This is a genomic window from Candidatus Pelagibacter sp. uisw_138 (assembly GCF_059512485.2).
Genome location: NZ_CM183453.2, coordinates 1182475 through 1202501, shown reverse-complemented (window position 1 = coordinate 1202501; position 20027 = coordinate 1182475). Strand labels below are relative to the sequence as shown.

The following is a 20027-nucleotide window of genomic DNA, read 5'->3' as shown; positions in this document are numbered from 1 at the left end:
AATATAGTCGGGGACTTATTATAGTCAAGTCCGAATAAGTTAGAAATTGTCCTTTAAATCCCTCAATTTTGAAAAGGTTTCTTCTGTATCAGATCTAAGAAAAATATTGCACTCTAATTCCTCTTTAATAGTAGATGGAATAGTAGGTAGATTATTTTTTAATTTTTCGTCTATATCTTTAATCTTAATTTTTAGGTTTTCATTGTCTTGGTCATGGGTAATACAAAATTTAGAGTTTTGTTTAGTATATTCATGTCCACAATAGATCCTTGTTTTTTCTGGCAGTGCTTTTATTTTCATTAATGAATTATACATCTGTGAGTATGTTCCTTCAAAAATCTTACCACAACCAAGTGAAAAGAGGGCGTCTCCTGTAAAAACAGATTCTTCATTATAAAAATAAAAACATATATGACCAAGGGTGTGACCAGGTATATGAAGTATTTTAGCTTGGAAATTTTCTTTGTGCCAAATGTCTTGATCACTAACCAGTATATCTATTTCTGGAATTCTATCCTTGTCTCCTTTATATCCAATAATATTAGCTCCATATTTTTCTTTTAATTCTATATTCCCCCCCACATGATCATAATGATGATGTGTATTTAATATATATTTTAAATGTATATTTTTATCTTCTAAATATTTGATAATAGGTTTTGCCTCACTGGGATCAATCACACATGCAATATTCTTAGTTTTATCAATAATTAGATAAGAATAATTATCTTGTAAGCAGGGTATTATTTGAATTTCCATTTAACTCTCAATTAAAAAAATACCTAGTTCTGCGGATAAATTTTTAATATTTAGATTAAGTTTATTAATAGAGGATATTTTTTCGTTATGTAGAGATGATGATTTATCTAATTTAATTTTTCTATTTTCACAAAAGTTATAAAAATCTTTTATGGTACACATATGAAGGTTAGGGGTATTATACCACTCATCAGGTAGATTTTTTGTAATTGGCATTGTTCCTTTAATTAATAGGTGAAGCCTAACTTTCCAAAAACCAAAATTAGGTATTGTAACAATAGCTTTTTTACCAACCCTCAATAGCTCTTTGATAACTATTTCAGGATTTAAAAATGCTTGCAGTGTTTGACTTAAAACAACAAAATCAAAGGAGCTGTCAGGAAATTGTAATAGATCTTTTTCTGCATCACCCTCAATAACAGTTAGTCCTTTTGATAAACATTTTTGAACATTATCTTTTGAAATTTCTATTCCCCTTATGTCTATTTCTTTATTATGCTTAAGATATTCCATTAATATGCCATCTCCACAGCCCACATCTAAAACCCTAGTATTTTTTTCAATTAGATCAGAGATTATTTTAAATTCTTGTTTCATGTTTAGTTTTTAGAGTAAGCTGTTTTAATATAATCACCTAGAGTATTTAAAAATTTAGGAACTTTTAAAAGGAATGAATCATGTCCTTTATCAGATTCAATTTCAACAAATCCGACCTCAGCACCTATGGCATTTAAGGCTATAACAATTTCTTTGTTTTCAGAAGTTGGATAAAGCCAATCAGAAGTAAAAGATATAATAAGAAACTTAGTTTTAGTTTTTTCGAATGCTTTAGATAAATTACCGTGATGTTCTTTGATTAGATCAAAATAGTCCATCGCTCTTGTTATATATAGGTAGCTATTGGCATCAAATCTATCAACAAATACAGATCCTTGATATCTTAAATAACTTTCTATTTGAAAGTCTGCATCAAAACCAAATTTTAGGTCATCTCTTTCTTGTAACTTTCTTCCAAATTTTTCTTGTAGACCATTTTTAGATAAATAAGTTATATGTGCAGCCATTCTGGCAACAGACAATCCTTTATTAGGATTTTTATTTTGATTGGAATAGTCACCATTTTCCCAATTAGCATCAGCCATAATCGATTGTCTGCCAAGTTCATTAAAAGCAATGTTCTGCGCTGAATGACTAGCTGTGCAGGCTATTGGAATAGCAACTTTTGCTTTATCTGGAAAGTTATTAACGAACTGAAGTGTCTGCATTCCACCCATTGATCCACCCATAACAGCAAATAATTTATCAATGTTAAAAAAATTTAAGAGATTAAATTGTGCATTAACCATGTCATTAATAGTGATGACAGGAAAAGTGATACCATATTTTTTATTAGTATCAGGGTTAATTTCACTAGGACCATACGAGCCCATACATCCACCAATAACATTGGCACAAATTACAAAATATTTATCAGTATCAATGGCTTTACCAGGTCCAACAGCATATGACCACCAACCCTCTTTTTTAGTGACTGGATTTATTCCAGAAACAAATTGATCACCAGTTAAAGCATGAAAAATAAGAACAGCATTATCTTTCATCTCATTTAGAGAGCCATAAGTCTCATAAGCCAGAGAATAATTATTGATAGTTTGACCACAATCTAATTTTAATGGTTTATCGATTATAATATTTTTTATGTTCACATTTTTATTCATAAATATTAGCCAAATTTGAATTGTGAGACAAAAAAACTTATTTAGCGGTTTTTTTTAAGCGCTCGCAATTCAGTTAAATCAGCGCATATTTTTTGTACTAGATAGTATTTCTTATGTCAATTTTTTTAAAAAATGACTTATTCGATATGAAAGGATAATATTTTATTTATAAGGTAAATTAAATTAATAAAATGACCGTTCCAAAATTTAAAGAATTCAAAATAGAAGCTTATAAGCCAGGTAAGTCAAATATAGCAAAAATACGAAATGTTATAAAATTATCAGCAAATGAGTCAGCTCTTGGTGTTAGCCCAAGAGTAAAGAAAATTTTACAGAATAAAGAATTGTTAATATCGAAATATCCAGACGGTAAGGCAAAAAACTTAAGAAAAGAAATTTCAAAGAAATATAAGTGTGATTTTGAGAAGATAATTTGTGGTGCAGGGTCAGATGAAATTATTCAAATGATTTGCCAGTTGTACTTAAAACCATCTGATGAAGTGATTGTTCCTCAATACAGCTTTTTAATGTACAGGATATATGCTCAAATAGTGGGGGCAAAAGTTGTTTTTTCTAAGGAAGAAAATTTTAAAGTTTCAATAAATGAAATTATTAAGAAAGTAACAAAAAAAACCAAACTTGTATTCATTGCTAACCCTAATAACCCAACAGGAACATACTTAAGTAGAGCAGAGCTAATAGACTTAAGAATGAAATTGAATAAAAATATTTTACTAGTTTTAGACGATGCGTATTTTGAATATATGAAAAATAAAGATTATAAATCTGGTTTAGATTTATTTAAAAATAAGGATAATGTTGTTGTGATAAGAACTTTTTCAAAAATATATGGACTGGCCTCGTTAAGAGTTGGCTGGGGTCATGGCCCCAAGAAAATTATCTCTGCAATGAATTTAATTAGACCTCCATTTAATGTAAATCAAGTTGGACAGATGGCAGCAATAGAAGCTTTAAAAGATAGAAACTTTATTAATCAATCTGTGAAACATAATATCACAGAAGCAAATAAAGTTAGAAATGATTTAGAAAAACTAAAAATTTTTTCAAATGAAGTAACAGCTAATTTTTTACTGTTAAATTTTGATAAATGTAAATTTTCAGCTAATTATATTTTTAACAAACTGCAGTCAAAAGGAATTATATTAAGATCTACAGAAGATGGATATAATATTAAAAACAAATTAAGATTAACAATTGGATCTAAAAAAGAGAATATGAGATTCATAACAACGATCAAGACTATCTTTAATTAATTATGAAAAATATTTTAATTATAGGCTGTGGTTTAATTGGTTCTTCATTGTTAAGATCAATATCTGAAAAAAAAATAGCTAAAAAAATATTTGTCTACGAAAAATCAAAATCAAATATTTCAAAAATTAAAAAATTAAAATTACCATGTGAAATTATAGATGATTTAAAAAAAATTATCCCAAACTTAGATTTAATAATATTTTGCACCCCACTAGGAGAATATGAAAAAATAATTTTAAAAATAAATAGATATTTATTACCTAAAACTATTATTACAGATGTTGGGTCATCTAAAGAAAAGTCTATGGACTTAATTAAAAGAAAATTGAAAAAAGGAATTTTTTGGACATCCAGTCACCCTATTGCAGGGTCAGAAGTTAGTGGCCCAGAAAATGGAGTAAAAAATTTATTCCTTAATAAATGGTGCATATTAATAAAAGAAAAAAATACCAACAGAAGACACCTTCTGATACTTACCAAGTTCTGGAAAAAAATTGGTTCAAAAGTTGCAATTATGGACTCAAAAAAACATGATACGGTTTTTTCTATGACAAGTCATTTGCCTCATTTAATTGCATATAATTTGGTTAAAACAGCTACAGATTTTGAAAAACAACAAAAATACGAATTAATAAAATTCAGTGCAGGTGGTTTGAGAGATTTTTCAAGAATTGCAGCGTCTAATGAAATTATGTGGAGAGATATTTTTTTTAATAATCAAAAAAATATTTCAAAAGTTATTGATTTGTTTATTAAAAATTTACGTTCATTTAAAAGAGATATTCAATTTAAGAATAATACGTCTATTATTAAAAAATTAGTTAATACTAAAAAAGTTAGAAAGAAAATAATTAAGTTGAAACAAGATATTAACAAGCCAGACTTTGGAAGAAGTTAATATTTTATAGAGGATATTTTTTTTACTATTAATTTTGCTGTTCTTTTAATTCTATTTATTGTCTCTGTTATATTCATAATCAAAACCTTCTTTTCTGGACCATATGCATGAATTAATTTTTGAGAGTTAATACAAAGAGCAACATGACTTTTCCAAAATATAATGTCACCTTTTTTAAATATTACACCTTTATCTTTTTTTACTGAATATTTTATTTGATCCTTTGTGTCTCTTGGATAAAATTTATTATTATAGTAAAAAAATAATTGTAAAATAGCAGAGCAGTCTATACCTCTATAAGTTTTACCACCCCAAACATATTTAGTTTTTAAAAACAATTTTAATACTTTTAAATAATCTTTTTCTATATGATTAATATTTTTTATTTCGCTTTTTTTAATCCATTTATTTTTTTCAAATTTGATAAATTTTTTATTTTCTTCAATCATTGAAATTCTTGATGCAAAAGGCAAAAAATATTTTGTCTTATTTTTTTGTTTATTATAAATATTTGCTTTTAAAATAAATATTTTATGAGTTGGCTTATGATCTTTAGTGTAATCTTTGTTTTTTATGTATCCAGTATAATTATCAAATAAAACCTTTATTTTTATCCAGCTTTTATTCTTAGATATAATTTTAAATTTTTCCCCATACAGAATTTGAGAAGTAACCTCAGAAACTATATCAGGTTTCTTATAGATATTTGATAAAGGTTTTTTGTAAAAGCAATTATTTTTCACGAAGTTTTAATTTATCTTTTATAAACCACAAACAAATCAATGAGGGTATTACCATGATGGCTGTAATGATAAAAAATATCCCCCAATCTCCATTAAGCCAATCTACTAATGCTCCAGATGATGATGCAAGTGTAGTTCTGCCAGCAGTCCCTATCGATGCAAGTAATGCGTATTGAGTTGCGGTATATGTTCGGTCTACTAATAATGAAATAAAGGCTACAAATGCAACCGTTGCAAATGCTGCGGCTATATCATCAAATATGACTGCTACTGCGAATAATAACTCAGATTTATCACTCCATGCCAAGACTGTGAATAATAAGTTAGTTGCTGCCATTAATATTCCTGCAACAAACATTGCTTTTAAAACGCCAGATCTAATTACAAAAAGCCCACCCAGCAATGTAAATATAACTGTAGTTATCCATCCTAAAGTTTTTGAATAAATTGCAATGTCACCTTTAGAGAAGCCTATTTCTTTATAAAAAACTATCGACATACGTCCAAGAAAAGCCTCACCTATCTTGAATAAAAAAATAAAGCTTAAAATCCCAATAGCAATTGAAAAGCCATTTTTCTTAAAAAAGCTTATTATAGGACCACCTAATGTACTGCTTATCCAAGCTATAAAATTAGTTATAATATTTTTTGATCCAAGTTTGCTTTCTATAAGTTTATCTGTTTCTTTTTGTTTCTTTTGTCTATCAGTAGAAAGAGGCTCATGAACAAACATTAAACCTATATTCATCAAAATTACCACAACTCCTAAAATTAAAAATGTAAATTGCCAGTAATTAGTAACACCAATATTCTCTAAATATTCTGCTGTAAATAAAGCTATTACACCACCCAATTTATATCCACTCCACCATCCAACAACAGCCATCGCAGCACCAGCTGCCATTGATTTGCTTTCATGCTCACCTATTTGTTCAATTCTTAAGGCATCAACGGTAATATCTTGTGTGGCTGATGCTATAGCAATAACTAAACCAACCGTAATCAGTAGTGCAAGATTTTCAGTGGGATTAATAAAACTCCAAGTAACAAGACAAGTTAAAATTGCAATTTGCATTAAAACTATCCATCCTCTTCTATGCCCGAGTTTTTTTGTTAGGTACGGTACTTGAAATCTATCAATAAGAGGGGCCCATAAATAGTTAAAAGCGTAAACTGCAAATATTAAACCTGCCCAACCAATTGTTGATCTACTCAACCCTTCTTCCTTAAGCCATAAACTCAAACTACTTCCTATGAGAACCCAGGGAAACCCTGAGATAGCCCCAAGCAATAATATTCTAAGCATTCTTTTATCTAAGTAGATAGAAAAAGTTTCTGAGAGCGATTGTTTTTTTATTTCAATCATAATTAATTCCTCCAAAAAGAAGGTAGAAACAATACCAGTATAGCAAACAATTCTAATCTACCCAATATCATTCCAAGACTTAAAATCCATTTAGATATTTCGGGTATATTTGAAAAATCGCCATTAGGGCCAATTGTAGAACCTAACCCTGGGCCAACATTGGAAATTGATGTGGCAGCACCTGAGATTGAGGTTACAAAATCTAAGCCACTTAAAGATAAAAATGCAGTTATCAAAAAAAATATAACCAAGTAAAGAAAAATAAAAGAGATAATTGAAGCCATAAATTTATCATCTACTTTATTTTTATCATATTTAATTATAAATATACCTCTTGGATAAATAATTTTTTTCAATTGATTAACAATAAATAGATATAAGATTTGAATTCTAAAAATTTTAATTCCACAAGTTGTTGAGCCAGCACAACCACCAATAAACATTAGAGTTAAAAAGAAAATTAGTGGAAAATTTCCCCATCCATCAAATTCTCCGGTGACATATCCTGTGCCAGTTAAGATAGAAATAACGTTAAAAACAATTACTCTTATATTAATTTGAGGAAAATCTTTATTTTGAAAAAGTGAATAAATAAAAAGTAGAATAATTGAAAAAATAATTATCTTAATAAATGATTTAATTTGGACATCGGAAGTAAATATTTTTTTATTACCATTTAAAAATTTTATATAAGCTATGAAAGGTAGGCTACCCAGTATAATAAAAACCATCGATGATATTTCAATGGGTAAACTATTAAAATATCCTATAGATTCATTATAATTCGAAAACCCACCTGTTGCTATTGTAGTCATGGAATGAGTTAGGCTATCGAAAATATTCATACCAAAAATTTTATAGGTAACAGCACAAAGTGTTGTTAACACCAAATATACGTAAATTAATCTAAGAGATATTTCCTTAGATTTTGGTAATAACTTTTCTGAAGAATCGTTACTTGAAATCTTAAATAACTGCATTCCCCCGACGTTCATTATTGGCATTAGAGTTATTGCCATTACAATAATACCAATTCCTCCTAACCATTGAAGCATAGCTCGCCATAAAAGTATTGATCTAGGCGCCCCCTCCAAGTTTGAAATAATTGTAGACCCTGTCGTGGTAATACCAGACATACTTTCAAAAAAAGAATCAGTAATGGACAGTTCAAGAGTAGAAAAAATAAAAGGTAAAGAGCCAAATATTGCAATACTCAACCAAGAAAGAGCGGTCAATAAGAATGCTTGTTGTAAGTTTAACTTTTTGTCATGGTTTAAATTTGTCAAAAAAAATAAAACACCAAATATTATTGAAACTATAGAAGCCCCAATAAAAGAAGAATCTAGTTCAGAATAAATAAATTGGGCTAAAATTGGAATCATCATAGAAATTCCAAGAATAATTTGCAAAATACCCAAGGTAAAAAAAACAGTTTTATAATTAGACATTTTGATAGAACATTATTTTATGGTAAATAAATTTCAACTCTATAAGAGTTAATAATAACACGTAATATAAGATATTTCTTATTAAACAAAGTGATTGAAAAAGAAAATTTAGATAAAACTAACGCATGGCCATTTGTTGAGGCTAAAAAAATGTTGCGTGAAAGAAAATCCTTTATTGAGAAAAAAGGTAAAATTATTTTACAAACTGGCTATGGACCAAGTGGATTACCCCATATAGGTACCTTTGGTGAGGTAGCAAGAACAACAATGATGGTTAATGCGCTAAAACAACTTACGAATATACCAACAGAAATTATAACTTTTTCAGATGACATGGATGGTTTCAGAAAAGTTCCTGAAAATGTACCTAATCAAGAGTTATTAAATAAAAACCTTCATAAACCTTTAACTCAAGTACCAGATCCATTCAAAAAATTTTCAAGCTTTGGTGAGCATAATAATGAAATGTTAAAAAATTTTTTAGATAAATTTAAATTTGAGTATAGTTTTAAAAGTTCTTCAGTTCTCTATAAAAGTGGTTTTTTTAATCCAACGCTACAATTAATTTTAGAAAACTATCAGGGTATCATGGATATAATTCTTCCAACACTTGGTAAGGAAAGACAAAGAACCTACAGTCCCTTTTTACCCATATGCCCAGATACTGGTAAGGTTTTAGAAATTCCGGTTTTAGAAATCTTAAAAGAAAAATCTAAAATTATCTTTGATAATAATGGAAAAAAACTTGAAACAAGTATTTTAGACGGACATTGTAAATTGCAGTGGAAAGTGGATTGGGCCATGAGGTGGTATGCCCTCGATATAGATTTTGAAATGTATGGAAAAGATTTAATAGAAAGTGCAATATTATCTTCAAGAATAGTTAAATTGATTGGCAAAACAAATCCATCTGGCTTTGCTTATGAACTATTTTTAGATGAAAAAGGTGAGAAAATTTCAAAGTCAAAAGGTAATGGGATCACTATTGATCAGTGGTTAGAATATGCTTCTCCTGAAAGCCTTTCATTGTACATGTATCAAAATCCTAAAAGAGCAAAAAAACTATACAAAGAAATAGTTCCAAAAACAGTTGATGAATATTTAGATTTTGTGGAAAAAGCTAAAAATCAAAATGAATTACAGTTATTAATGAATCCGGTTTGGCATGTACATAATGGATTAATTCCTAAAGAAGATACTATTATGAGTTTTTCAATGCTTTTAAATTTAGTGGAGGCAAGTAATGCAGATTCCAAGGAATTACTTTGGAAGTTTGTAAAAAAATATAAAAAAGATATCTCAGAAAAAAATCATATAATTTTTGATAATTTAATTGGCTACGCTATTAAATACTTTAACGATGTAATCAAACTTCAGAAAAAATATAAGAAACCAGATTCAAACGAAAAAATTGCATTAGAGGCCCTAGTAAAGACTCTTGATGATTGTAATGATGCAATGTTACCTGAGGATATTCAAACATTAATTTACTCAACTGGAAAAGAAAATGGATATTCAGAAAATCTACGTGATTGGTTTAAATTGATTTATGAAGTCGTATTTGGAGATGAAAATGGTCCAAGAATGGGCTTTTTTATAAGCTTCTTTGGAGTTAACGAAACTAAAAAATTAATAACAGAAAAAATAAAATAATGTTTTCAAAATTCAGATCACTAATTTTTAAAATTGATCCTGAAACTGCTCATAATTTAGCAATTAAGTCTTTAAGATTAAATTTTACACCAAATTTAAGGGATGAAAATAAAGATGATCCAATGTTCAAGACTAAACTATTTGGCAAAGAAATAGATAACCCAATTGGAATGGCCGCTGGATTTGATAAAAATGCTGAAGTTTATAATTCTTTATTTAAACTTGGATTTGGGTTTGTTGAGGTGGGGACCGTTACACCACTTAAACAGTATGGAAATCCAAAACCAAGAGTATTTAGATTGGTGGAAGACGAAGCACTTATAAATAGATTGGGATTTAATAATTTAGGATCAGAAAGTGTAAGCAATAGAATTCGATCAAATTTGAATAAGGGTTTATTGGGAATTAATATAGGTCCAAATAAAGATAGTGATGATAGGCTAAATGATTATTTAATTGGTCTTAGAACTTTTCATGATATCGCTGACTATATTACAATTAATATTTCCTCACCTAATACAGAAAACTTAAGAAGTTTTCATGATGAAACTAAATTTGATGAATTAATGAATTTAGTTAAAGAAGAAAAAATTAAGCTTAAATCTAAAATACCAATTGTTGTAAAAATTTCTCCTGATATTTCAGATGAACAAATTGAAGTATTAAGTAAAATATTGTTAGAACACAAAGTAAGTGCAATAATTGTTTCAAATACAACCGCAGGAAATAGAGGTAAATTAAACAATATGCTGAAACATCAAAAAGGTGGTTTATCTGGAAAACCTCTTGAAGAAGAGGCTAATAAATTAATAAGTAAGTTTTACAGATTATTAAAAAATAAAATTGAAATTATTGGAGTAGGTGGTGTGGACTCAGGAGAAAGTGCACATAGAAAATTTTTAGCTGGTGCAAGCTATGTTCAATTATATACTGGTATGGTTTTTCAGGGTCCCAATATTGTTGGAAAAATAAAAAAAGAGTTAAAAGAAATATTAATTACTGATGGGATCAAGAATTTTAGAGAAATAATAGGCAAGAAACAGCCTAATTAAAGCTAATAAACTTGACGAGGTCACAAACTCATCTTATATAGTCACTAATTATTATGTCTAAAAAATGTGAATTAACCGGCAAAATACCTATGAAAGGTCACAATGTTAGTCATGCTAACAATAAGACCAATAGAAGATTTTTACCAAATTTAAAAAAAACAAAATTTAAAAGTGAACTTTTAAAAAGAAGCTTAACTTTAACTGTTAGCAATGCAGGTGTTAGATGTGTTGATAAAAAAGGTACTTTTGATGAATTTTTAAAGACTGCAAGAAATAAAAATATATCACCAAGATTAAAAAAATTAAAAAAAAGTATATTAATTAAGTCACCATTCGTAAAAAAAGCACGCAAAGTATCCCCTAGTAAATCAGCTTAATGAAAAAGTTTTTTATACTACTCTCATTTATAATGGGAGTTGTTGTTTTAACTTCAAATTATTTAGTACAATTTCCGATCAACCATTATGGTTTGGAAGAAATATTAACTTATGGAGCTTTTAGTTATCCAGTTGCATTTTTAATTACAGATTTAGCAAATAGATCTTATGGCAAGGTTGTAGCTAGAAAAATTGTTTATGTTGGTTTTATTATAGGGATTGCATTTACCCTTTTCTTTTCAACAAATTTTGCAGACTTAATTTCAGTTAGAATTGCTATAGGTTCAGGCACAGCATTTATGGTTGCGCAGTTGTTGGATGTTCAAATTTTTGACTATTTAAGAAAAAAGAAATGGTTTGTTGCTCCATTAACTTCATCGTTAATTGGGTCTACTGTCGATACATTTTTATTCTTCTCTATCTCATTTTATGCAACTGGAATACCATGGGTTACTTTATCTCTAGGTGACTTAGCGGTTAAAATAATTGTTGCTTTAGCAATGTTAATTCCATTCAGATTATTATTGGGAATTCTTAAAGTTTCAAAAGCTTAGTATAAAAATTTGTACGATAAAATTTTATAAGCAAGTTTCGCTACAAGAAAATTGTAAGAATTAAAACCTTTTATAGGTGAAAGTTCATTTATATCTGCACCAACAATATTAGAGTTCTTAGCAGCTATCCTTATAATATTTAAAGTTTCATCCCATAATAGTCCACCTGGTTCAGGTGTACCTGTTGCGGGCATTATACTTGAATCTAAACCATCAACATCAAATGTTAAATAAACTGTTTTATTCTTTATCATTTTTTTAAATTTTTTTAAGTCCCATTTACTTTTGTCTTTTGCCCAAAAGATATCAATTCTAGATGAGTTTTTTTTTAAGAATGGTATTTCACTTTGAGATATATTTCTGATCCCAAATGAGATTATTGAAACATTTTTATGATCAAGACATCTCCTAATAGCTGAAGCATGAGAAAATTTTTCTCCATTATAACTCTCCCTTAAATCTGCATGTGCATCAAAATGTAGTAGGCATATTTCTTTGTGTTTTTTTACAAATGGAGCAATACATCCGGATGTTATTGAGTGTTCCCCACCAAAAGTGATTGGAAATAGTTTTTTATCTAATATTTCTTGATTTATATCAGACATCTTTTTAAGAGCTTTTTTAATGTCTTTATCAATTTTAAATGGTTTTAAAGTTTTAATTCCAATTTTTTTGTAGGGTTCACAATGTAACTCTTCATCATATAATTCAACTTGATGTGATGCTTTGATAATTTCTTTAGGGCCATTACGAGTTCCACCACCATAACTTACAGTTTTTTCTAAACCAAATGGAACAACTACTACTTTTTCTTTAAAATTAACATCATTGTCAATTCCTAGAAACCCATTTTTATTAGAAAGATATTTCAATTTTATTTAAATATTTTTGAGAAGTTTTTTCTCGTTCTATTTTTCCAGTCACCTTTATGATAAGCATCACTTGCAATCAAAGGAAGGACGCTAGTTGCTTCTGCAAAAACCATTTGTTCTTTTGCAATATCTACTTTGCCCCAAGAACTTGCTTCTTTTAATGTGGAGCTACTACAAGCACCATCCCTAGAATCTGCCACTGTAATTTGTACTGCATACTTATGCATCTCAACCTCTTTTCCTAAAAGTTCAGCACAGATAATAGTATCTTGAGCAAAATTTTTTGGTACTCCTCCACCAATCATAAATAAGCCAGATCCTTTCGATTGAATCTTTATTTCAGTTAATTCACGAAGTTCTCTAATAGAATCTATCGTAATATGGTTTTTAGGATTATTTTCTTGGTGAGTGACCAATCCAAAACCAGCGCTTGAGTCTGTAAATGCGGGACAAAAAATGGGAACATTATTGTCATATGCAGTTTCAATTAAAGAATCTTTTTTTTTAGAATTTTTCTTTAAATATTTTCCCATTTCATAAATAAATTCTCTTGATGTATAGCTTCTTGGATCAAGTGTATCTGCTATTTCACATATTTTTTGATCACATTCCTGTAACTCTTCTTCATCAATATATGTATCGTAAATCCTATCTATATAATTTTTTCTTAATTCAGTGTCATCTTGAAACTGTGAACCTTGGTAATGTTTAAAGCCTAAAGCTTCAAAAAAATCCATATCAACTATTGAAGCTCCTGTAGCAATAATTGCATCAACCATATTATATTTAACTAAATCTTTATAAATATTCATACATCCTGCGGCAGAAGTTGACCCAGCAAGCGTTAAAAAAATTGTGCAATCCTTATCTTGAATCATTTCATTGAAAATATTGGCTGCATTTGCTGTTTCTCTTGAAACAAAAGACATTTTTTCCATTGAGGAAATTATTTTCCTTGCATCAAACGAAGTAATATCGATGTGTTCAACTGGATTTTGTAAGAAGCTTTTTTTGCTATTATGAGTTAAATTTTTGTTTTCTGACATTAAGCAACTAATATACCTTTATTGCTCTCTTTACCATATAACGTCATTATAGGTTCGTCTTCTACTTCATAAATTTCATTAGAATAAAAACCATTGAATTGAGTTCTGAAAGTTAGACCGTAGGCCCCAAGTTGACCTAGCTCAATATAATCATTTTCCCTAATATTATTTGGAAGTAGAAATGGTCCCTTCATGTAATCCATACTATCACAAGTAGGGCCATAAAAATCAAAAGCAGTTAGTTTTTTTGATATTGCTTTTCCACTTTTAATCAAACGAGAAGGGTAAACTATGTTTGGTGTACCCGCATCAAAAAGAGTTCCATACGTTCCATCATTTATATAAAGTTTTTGTTTTTTTCTAAGATTTACTCTTACAATTGTTGATCCACTTTCTGCAACTAATGCTCTTCCGGGCTCACATAATATTTCAGGAAGTTTTTCCAACTTTAAATTTGATAAACCTTTTTTTATTTCTTCAAAATAATTATCCAAAGATTGAGGTACAAGATCTGGATAAATTGCAGGAAATCCACCTCCAATATTAATATAATCTGGAATAATTTTAGTTTTTTTTATTATATTTCTAATGTCTGCAATCCCTTTTGTATATGAAATAGGATGCATGCATTGAGATCCCACATGGAAACTTAAACCTATTTTTTTTGCATATTGCTTTGTTAATCTGAATAAAGCGGTCGCCTCAGATATGGACGCCCCAAATTTTGTTGATAAATCTATTTCAGCATGCTCATTTGAAACAGCTACTCTTAAAAATAATTCAAGGTCTTTTGCCTCGTTAGTTGTTTCAATAATTTTTATTAATTCATCTTTAGTATCAAGAGAAAAAGCTTTAACATTATAATTAAAATAAGCTTCTTTAATACTTTCTCTACTTTTGACTGTATGCATATATGAACATTTTGCATTAGGATTAATTGCTCTTATATCTTTAATTTCTTGAATAGAGGCTATATCAAAGTTCTCAATCCCACTTTCAACTATTGTTTTTAGTACTTCAGGATGTGGGTTAGTTTTTACTGCATAAAGCACTTTACCAGGAAATTTATTTCTAAAATATGTAGAAGCTAATTGTATTGATTTTTTCCTAATACAATAAATAGGTTTTTCTGGCTTTAGTTGATTTATAAGATCATCAACTGTTTTAAATTTTTGCATTATGTCTCCAAAAAAAATTTAATAAAAAAAAGTTTTTAAAAATACTTAAAAACTTTCATATAAATTATGCAATTAAGGCAATAATTAATTAATGTAAAGTAAATAATAAGTGTTGAAATTATTAGATAAGGCACCATATTAATGAGATGACTGAACTGAACAATTTAAAAAAACTTGCTGATTTTGACAATAAAACCTTATTAATCGTTGATGATGACAATCCTTTCAGAGACAGGCTTGCTAGAGCAATGGAAAAAAAAGGGTTTGAGGTTTTTCAAGCTGAGGGTGTGCAAAAAGGTATTCAATCAGTTATAGAAAAAAAACCAGGTTTTGCTGTTGTTGATCTTAGACTAACTGATGGAAACGGGCTTCAAGTAGTAAAACAAATTCAAATTTCTAATCCAAACAGTAGAATTATAATGCTAACAGGATATGGAAATATTCCAACAGCTGTAGCTGCGATTAAAGAAGGTGCAATTGATTATCTTGCAAAGCCAGCAGACGCAGATGATGTTGAGAAAGCATTGCTAGCTGATCCAGAGAAAAAAGCTGAACCACCAGAAAACCCCATGTCAGCTGATAGAGTTAAGTGGGAGCACATTCATAGAGTTTTTGAATTATGTAATAGAAATGTATCTGAAACTGCCAGAAGACTTAAAATGCACAGAAGAACATTACAAAGAATTTTATCTAAAAGATCCCCTAGATAAATTTTCTAAATTTAATAATTTTTTTAGCTAATATAGTTAACAAACAAATCTTAAATAATTCAGCTAATAAGAATGGTGTAACTCCTAACTGAAGAATTGGTTTGTCCCATCCAATTAAAGTTCCCAACCAAATAGCTCCAAATACATAGATTACTGAAACAGAAAATATTAATTTTCCAAAAATTATAAAAATATTTTTATTAAAATTTAAATAGCCCGCAAGAAAAGAAGCAAATAAAAACCCAATTAAATATCCCATTGTTGGACCAGTAAAATAAACTATCCCAACACCTTTTTCTGGTGAGTTAGAAAATACTGGCATTCCTAGAATACCCTCTAGAAGATAAACAGCTACAGATGCTAGGCCAATTTTATATCCAAAGGCAATTCCCAAAAATAGAACTACAAAGGTTTGCATTGTCATAGGTACAGGATAAAATGGTATTTTTAATTTAGCTGAAATAGTTAAAGCCATTGTTCCTATGAAAATTAGAATAAATGTTTTTAATACTTTTTGAATTGAGTTTGTTTTTAATAGATCCATATCTACAAATTACTATTTATTAATGTGATAATCTAGTTTTTTATTAGTCTTAAAAAAACATCCTCTAAATCACCGTCGTCAGTTGAAATATCTATAATTTTTACATTATTTTTCTTAATTAAATTAATTAATTCTTCCATATTAATTTTACTTTTTTCATAAGAAACACAAACCTCATTATCTAAGTGTGAGACTATTTTTAAAGATTCTAGATCATTTTCGTTAATATTAATCTTCATGTCAGTTTTAAAGGTTACTTTTTTGGTTTGAATTCTATCTAATAAATTTTTAGTGCTGTCTAGAGCAACAATATCTCCTTTATTTAATATAGCTATTCTTTTGCACATTTCCTCAGCTTCCTCAAGATAATGAGTTGTTAGAATGATAGTTACACCAAGTTCATTGAGTAATTTTACATTTTTCCATAAATTCTGCCTTAACTCCACATCAACACCAGCTGTAGGTTCGTCTAAAATAACTATTGGTGGCTGATGAACTAAAGCTTTAGCCATTAGCAACCTTCTTTTCATTCCACCAGATAAACTTCTAGCATAACTGTTAGCTTGCTTTTCTAGGGATACTAATTTTAGAATCGTATCTGTAATTCTATCTTTTTCTTTAATTCCATAGAGGCCAGCCTGTAACTCTAATAATTTCCTTGGACTAAAAAATGGATCAAGATTTATTTCTTGAGGCACTATTCCAACCGAAGCTCTAACTTGTCGTGGGTTCTTATCTAGGTCAAACCCCCAGACATTTACTTGTCCTGCTGTTTTTACCACTGTTCCTGCTAAAATATTTATAAATGTTGTTTTCCCAGCACCATTAGGACCTAGTAGACCAAAAATTTCTCCTTCTTTCACGTCCAAGTTTAAATCATTTAATGCGAGATTATCTCCAGTCTGTTTACTTGAATAAATTTTCTTTAAGTTTTTAACAGAAAGTATATTTTTTTGCTCCATGCGTGTTAATACATTTATAGTATTTAAAATTATTAAGATAATATTATTTAATGGATAAAATAAAAAAAACAGACCATTTTTATTTAATAGATGGTTCGGGTTATATTTTTAGAGCTTATTACGCATTACCACCTCTAACTAGAAAAAGAGATGGTTTACCTGTTGGTGCAGTTAGTGGGTTTTGTAGCATGCTATTTAAACTATTAGAAGATTCAAAATCGAATGAAAATCTTCAAAAACCTACACACTTTGCAGTAATATTTGATGCAGCTAGAAAAACTTTTAGAAATGAAATTTATTCAGACTACAAAGCAAATAGATCAGAAGCCCCAGATGATTTGGCACCACAATTTGAATATATAAGAAAGTCTGTAGTTGCTTTTAATTTACCATCTGTAGACCTTCCAAATTATGAGGCAGATGATTTAATAGCTACTTATGCAGAACAAATTATAGCAAAGGGCGCGAAAGTAACAATAGTCTCCTCAGATAAAGACTTGATGCAATTGTATAGAAAAGACGTTCGTATATTCGATCCAATGAAAAATAAATTTATAACATCTGAAGATATAATAACCAAATTTGGAGTGGGTCCTGAAAAAGTTATTGATGTTCAATCCTTAGCCGGGGACAGTAGCGATAATGTTCCAGGAGTTCCAGGTATAGGTGTTAAGACTGCAGCAGAACTGATTAATAAATATGGAACTTTAGAAAAATTGTTAGATAGTGCTCAAGAAATAAAACAAAATAAACGAAGAGAAACACTTATAGAAAATAAAGATAAAGCAATAATTAGTAAAAAATTAGTGACACTAATGAAGGATGCTCCAGTTGAAAGAAAGATAGAAGAATTTAATCTAAAGGAGATTGATAAAGATAAGCTATATAAATTTTTACGAGAAATGGAGTTTAATAGACTTCTTAGCTCTGTCATTTCTGCATATGGAGAACCAGAGCTAGGAGAAATCGCAAGAGAGATAAAACCTGAAAAAAAACAGCAAAATATAAGTAAAAAAAACTATCATCTCATCACTAATGAAAAAGAAATAGATGAGTGGATTAACGAAGCAGAAGAAGCTGGAGAACTAGCAATTGATACCGAAACTAGCTCACTAGATGCACATCAAGCTGATTTAGTGGGAATTTCATTAAGCACTAAAATTGGTAAAGCTTGTTATATTCCAATTGGTCATAAGTTTAAAGGATGTTTAAAAAAAGAAGCTGTAATTAAAAAATTAAAACCACTCTTAGAAGACAAGAGTGTAAAAAAGATTGGTCAAAATATTAAGTTTGATTTTATTGTCTTTTTTAAACAGGGAATAGATATGAATTCAATGGAAGACACGATGTTGATGTCTTATGTATTGGATGCTGGAAAAAATAGACACAACATGGATACCCTTTCCGAGATCCATCTACAGCATAAAACAATTTCATTTAAAGAAATTGTTGGCACAGGTAAGAAAGAAATAAACTTTAGTGATGTAGAACTGGATAAGGCAATGGAGTATGCAGCTGAAGATGCTGATATTACTTATAGGTTATATAAAATATTTAGTAAAAATTTAAAATTAGAAAAATTAACTAACATTTATGAGATATTTGAAAAACCCTTAATCAAAATATTAGCATTTATGGAAATCGAAGGAATAAAGATTGATAATGAATTTTTAAAGGTACTGTCTGAAAAATTTGAGAAAAAGATTAATAAACTAGAAAAAGAAGTTTTTAAAATTTCAAAAAAAGAATTTAATATTGCTTCACCAAAACAATTAGGTGAAATTATTTACAATGATTTAAAGATTGCTGTACTTAAAAAAACTAGAAAAGGAAGCTTTGCCACAAACGCAAGTGTGTTAGAAGACTTAGCATTTAAAGGACATGAATTTCCTAAATTAATTCTTGACTGGAGACAGGTATCTAAACTTAAAAATACTTATTCAGATGCTTTACCTGAACATATTAATCCAACCACTAAACGAGTTCATACTTCATTTTTATTGGCAGCAACAACAACAGGAAGACTAGCTTCCAGTGATCCAAATTTACAAAATATTCCTATCAAATCAGAGGATGGTAAGAATATAAGAAAAGCTTTTATAGCTGAAAAAAGCTTCACATTAATATCTGCAGATTATAATCAAATTGAAATGAGAATTTTAGCTGATTTGGCAGAAGTCAAAGAGCTGAAAAAAGCATTTAGTAATAATGAAGATATTCACTCTCTTACAGCAAGCCAAGTATTTAATGTTGATATAAAAAAGGTAGACCAAGACATGAGAAGGAAAGCCAAGGCTATTAATTTTGGAATAATTTATGGTATTTCACAATATGGGCTTGCAAAACAAATCAACGTTTCAAATCATGAAGCAGATGAATTTTTAAATGCTTATTTCTTAAAATTTCCTGAAATAAAAATTTATATGGATAATACAATTAAGTTTTGTAGAAAAAGTGGCTATGTAAATAATATTTTTGGTCGAAGATCTCATTTTAATGGAATTAATGATAAAAATTTCAATGTAAGAAATTTTCAAGAAAGAGCAGCTATCAATGCTCCCATTCAAGGGTCAGCATCTGAAATCATGCGACTTGCAATGATTAGACTTAATAAAAAATTTGAAAGCATCAAAAATAATAAATCAAAAATATTATTGCAAATTCATGATGAACTAATTTTTGAGGTTCCGGTAAAAGAAGTTAAAAATATAACTGAAATAATTAAGGATGAAATGACAAGTGTTACAGAAAGTGATTTACACACTTTTTCAACACCATTGACGGTAGATGTGAATACAGGGGACAATTGGGGAATACTTCATTAATTTATCTCCATTGCCTAAATTAGAACAATTTAGTATTTTTAAAGTAC

At 28.9% G+C, this 20027-nt stretch carries 19 protein-coding genes; 8 read left to right on the top strand and 11 right to left on the bottom strand.

Annotated elements, in window-relative coordinates:
• Positions 1 to 39 precede the first annotated feature (39 nt).
• Genes gloB through metX form a run of 3 tightly spaced genes read right to left on the bottom strand, consistent with a single transcriptional unit; the run spans position 40 to position 2477 of the window.
• Positions 40 to 759, bottom strand: coding sequence for a hydroxyacylglutathione hydrolase (gloB, locus tag AC5YGC_RS06455; protein WP_496139400.1), 720 nt, complete (start codon positions 757 to 759; stop codon positions 40 to 42).
• The gene (metW, locus tag AC5YGC_RS06450; RefSeq protein ID WP_496139399.1) at positions 760 to 1356 is read right to left on the bottom strand and encodes a methionine biosynthesis protein MetW; all 597 of its coding nucleotides are present in this window, start codon (positions 1354 to 1356) and stop codon (positions 760 to 762) included. It lies immediately after the preceding gene.
• Positions 1357 to 1358: 2 nt separating this feature from the next.
• On the bottom strand, positions 1359 to 2477 hold the full coding sequence (gene metX, locus AC5YGC_RS06445; protein ID WP_496139398.1) for a homoserine O-acetyltransferase MetX: 1119 nt from the start codon (positions 2475 to 2477) through the stop codon (positions 1359 to 1361).
• 191 nt (positions 2478 to 2668) lie between these two features.
• Here metX and hisC point away from each other — a divergent pair, with 191 nt between their 5' ends.
• Together hisC and AC5YGC_RS06435 are read left to right on the top strand one after the other, a co-directional pair.
• Positions 2669 to 3751, top strand: coding sequence for a histidinol-phosphate transaminase (gene hisC / locus AC5YGC_RS06440; RefSeq protein ID WP_496139397.1), 1083 nt, complete (start codon positions 2669 to 2671; stop codon positions 3749 to 3751).
• A 2-nt stretch (positions 3752 to 3753) separates the two neighbouring features.
• Positions 3754 to 4650: a prephenate dehydrogenase/arogenate dehydrogenase family protein gene (locus AC5YGC_RS06435; RefSeq protein ID WP_496139396.1), complete on the top strand. Its 897-nt coding sequence runs from the start codon at positions 3754 to 3756 to the stop codon at positions 4648 to 4650.
• On the opposite strand, the gene AC5YGC_RS06430 is transcribed toward AC5YGC_RS06435, so the two are convergent.
• Genes AC5YGC_RS06430 through AC5YGC_RS06420 form a run of 3 tightly spaced genes read right to left on the bottom strand, consistent with a single transcriptional unit; the run spans position 4647 to position 8207 of the window.
• On the bottom strand, positions 4647 to 5393 hold the full coding sequence (locus AC5YGC_RS06430) for an NlpC/P60 family protein (protein WP_496139395.1): 747 nt from the start codon (positions 5391 to 5393) through the stop codon (positions 4647 to 4649). The two genes, AC5YGC_RS06435 and AC5YGC_RS06430, sit on opposite strands and share 4 nt — an antisense overlap.
• Positions 5383 to 6759 carry an AmpG family muropeptide MFS transporter gene (locus AC5YGC_RS06425; protein ID WP_496139394.1) on the bottom strand — a complete coding sequence of 459 codons (1377 nt, stop codon included), beginning with the start codon at positions 6757 to 6759 and terminating at the stop codon, positions 5383 to 5385. The genes AC5YGC_RS06430 and AC5YGC_RS06425 overlap by 11 nt, the downstream gene beginning before the upstream one ends.
• Before the next feature lie 2 nt (positions 6760 to 6761).
• Entirely contained in the window at positions 6762 to 8207 is a 1446-nt protein-coding gene (locus AC5YGC_RS06420) for a potassium transporter TrkG (RefSeq protein ID WP_496139393.1), read from the bottom strand.
• Positions 8208 to 8297: 90 nt separating this feature from the next.
• On the opposite strand from AC5YGC_RS06420, the gene AC5YGC_RS06415 reads away from it, so the two are divergent.
• From AC5YGC_RS06415 to AC5YGC_RS06400, 4 genes are read left to right on the top strand one after another with little or no spacing between them, the layout of a single operon-like run.
• Positions 8298 to 9860: a lysine--tRNA ligase gene (locus AC5YGC_RS06415; RefSeq protein ID WP_496139392.1), complete on the top strand. Its 1563-nt coding sequence runs from the start codon at positions 8298 to 8300 to the stop codon at positions 9858 to 9860.
• On the top strand, positions 9860 to 10912 hold the full coding sequence (locus AC5YGC_RS06410) for a quinone-dependent dihydroorotate dehydrogenase (protein WP_496139391.1): 1053 nt from the start codon (positions 9860 to 9862) through the stop codon (positions 10910 to 10912). Before AC5YGC_RS06415 ends, AC5YGC_RS06410 begins: the two co-directional genes overlap by 1 nt.
• Positions 10913 to 10965: 53 nt before the next feature.
• On the top strand, positions 10966 to 11289 hold the full coding sequence (rpmB, locus tag AC5YGC_RS06405; RefSeq protein ID WP_496139390.1) for a 50S ribosomal protein L28: 324 nt from the start codon (positions 10966 to 10968) through the stop codon (positions 11287 to 11289).
• Positions 11289 to 11843, top strand: coding sequence for a queuosine precursor transporter (locus tag AC5YGC_RS06400; RefSeq protein WP_496139389.1), 555 nt, complete (start codon positions 11289 to 11291; stop codon positions 11841 to 11843). The genes rpmB and AC5YGC_RS06400 overlap by 1 nt, the downstream gene beginning before the upstream one ends.
• On the opposite strand, the gene speB is transcribed toward AC5YGC_RS06400, so the two are convergent.
• From speB to AC5YGC_RS06385, 3 genes are read right to left on the bottom strand one after another with little or no spacing between them, the layout of a single operon-like run.
• Positions 11840 to 12715: an agmatinase gene (speB, locus tag AC5YGC_RS06395; protein WP_496139388.1), complete on the bottom strand. Its 876-nt coding sequence runs from the start codon at positions 12713 to 12715 to the stop codon at positions 11840 to 11842. The genes AC5YGC_RS06400 and speB overlap by 4 nt on opposite strands.
• A gap of 2 nt (positions 12716 to 12717) precedes the next feature.
• The gene (locus AC5YGC_RS06390) at positions 12718 to 13761 is read right to left on the bottom strand and encodes a 1,9-bis(guanidino)-5-aza-nonane synthase (RefSeq protein WP_496139387.1); all 1044 of its coding nucleotides are present in this window, start codon (positions 13759 to 13761) and stop codon (positions 12718 to 12720) included.
• Positions 13761 to 14939, bottom strand: coding sequence for a type III PLP-dependent enzyme (locus AC5YGC_RS06385; protein ID WP_496139386.1), 1179 nt, complete (start codon positions 14937 to 14939; stop codon positions 13761 to 13763). Before AC5YGC_RS06385 ends, AC5YGC_RS06390 begins: the two co-directional genes overlap by 1 nt.
• Before the next feature lie 146 nt (positions 14940 to 15085).
• Here AC5YGC_RS06385 and AC5YGC_RS06380 point away from each other — a divergent pair, with 146 nt between their 5' ends.
• The gene (locus AC5YGC_RS06380) at positions 15086 to 15649 is read left to right on the top strand and encodes an ActR/PrrA/RegA family redox response regulator transcription factor (RefSeq protein ID WP_496139385.1); all 564 of its coding nucleotides are present in this window, start codon (positions 15086 to 15088) and stop codon (positions 15647 to 15649) included.
• On the opposite strand, the gene AC5YGC_RS06375 is transcribed toward AC5YGC_RS06380, so the two are convergent.
• Together AC5YGC_RS06375 and AC5YGC_RS06370 are read right to left on the bottom strand one after the other, a co-directional pair.
• Entirely contained in the window at positions 15642 to 16193 is a 552-nt protein-coding gene (locus AC5YGC_RS06375) for a biotin transporter BioY (RefSeq protein WP_496139384.1), read from the bottom strand. The two genes, AC5YGC_RS06380 and AC5YGC_RS06375, sit on opposite strands and share 8 nt — an antisense overlap.
• 32 nt (positions 16194 to 16225) lie before the next feature.
• The gene (locus AC5YGC_RS06370; RefSeq protein ID WP_496139383.1) at positions 16226 to 17155 is read right to left on the bottom strand and encodes an ATP-binding cassette domain-containing protein; all 930 of its coding nucleotides are present in this window, start codon (positions 17153 to 17155) and stop codon (positions 16226 to 16228) included.
• A 50-nt stretch (positions 17156 to 17205) separates the two neighbouring features.
• Between AC5YGC_RS06370 and polA the strand changes: the two genes are divergently transcribed.
• Positions 17206 to 19980, top strand: a complete 2775-nt coding sequence (polA, locus tag AC5YGC_RS06365) for a DNA polymerase I (RefSeq protein ID WP_496139382.1) — start codon at positions 17206 to 17208, stop codon at positions 19978 to 19980.
• Positions 19981 to 20027 lie beyond the last annotated feature (47 nt).

Coding starts and splice junctions, on each gene's coding strand:
- AC5YGC_RS06400 (WP_496139389.1), top strand. CDS start 11,289: ATGAAAAAGTTTTTTATACTACTCTCATTTATAATGGGAGTTGTTGTT.
- AC5YGC_RS06435 (WP_496139396.1), top strand. CDS start 3,754: ATGAAAAATATTTTAATTATAGGCTGTGGTTTAATTGGTTCTTCATTG.
- AC5YGC_RS06370 (WP_496139383.1), bottom strand. CDS start 17,155: ATGGAGCAAAAAAATATACTTTCTGTTAAAAACTTAAAGAAAATTTAT.
- AC5YGC_RS06410 (WP_496139391.1), top strand. CDS start 9,860: ATGTTTTCAAAATTCAGATCACTAATTTTTAAAATTGATCCTGAAACT.
- AC5YGC_RS06420 (WP_496139393.1), bottom strand. CDS start 8,207: ATGTCTAATTATAAAACTGTTTTTTTTACCTTGGGTATTTTGCAAATT.
- AC5YGC_RS06380 (WP_496139385.1), top strand. CDS start 15,086: ATGACTGAACTGAACAATTTAAAAAAACTTGCTGATTTTGACAATAAA.
- AC5YGC_RS06425 (WP_496139394.1), bottom strand. CDS start 6,759: ATGATTGAAATAAAAAAACAATCGCTCTCAGAAACTTTTTCTATCTAC.
- hisC (WP_496139397.1), top strand. CDS start 2,669: ATGACCGTTCCAAAATTTAAAGAATTCAAAATAGAAGCTTATAAGCCA.
- rpmB (WP_496139390.1), top strand. CDS start 10,966: ATGTCTAAAAAATGTGAATTAACCGGCAAAATACCTATGAAAGGTCAC.
- AC5YGC_RS06385 (WP_496139386.1), bottom strand. CDS start 14,939: ATGCAAAAATTTAAAACAGTTGATGATCTTATAAATCAACTAAAGCCA.
- AC5YGC_RS06375 (WP_496139384.1), bottom strand. CDS start 16,193: ATGGATCTATTAAAAACAAACTCAATTCAAAAAGTATTAAAAACATTT.
- polA (WP_496139382.1), top strand. CDS start 17,206: ATGGATAAAATAAAAAAAACAGACCATTTTTATTTAATAGATGGTTCG.
- metW (WP_496139399.1), bottom strand. CDS start 1,356: ATGAAACAAGAATTTAAAATAATCTCTGATCTAATTGAAAAAAATACT.
- metX (WP_496139398.1), bottom strand. CDS start 2,477: ATGAATAAAAATGTGAACATAAAAAATATTATAATCGATAAACCATTA.
- AC5YGC_RS06390 (WP_496139387.1), bottom strand. CDS start 13,761: ATGTCAGAAAACAAAAATTTAACTCATAATAGCAAAAAAAGCTTCTTA.
- gloB (WP_496139400.1), bottom strand. CDS start 759: ATGGAAATTCAAATAATACCCTGCTTACAAGATAATTATTCTTATCTA.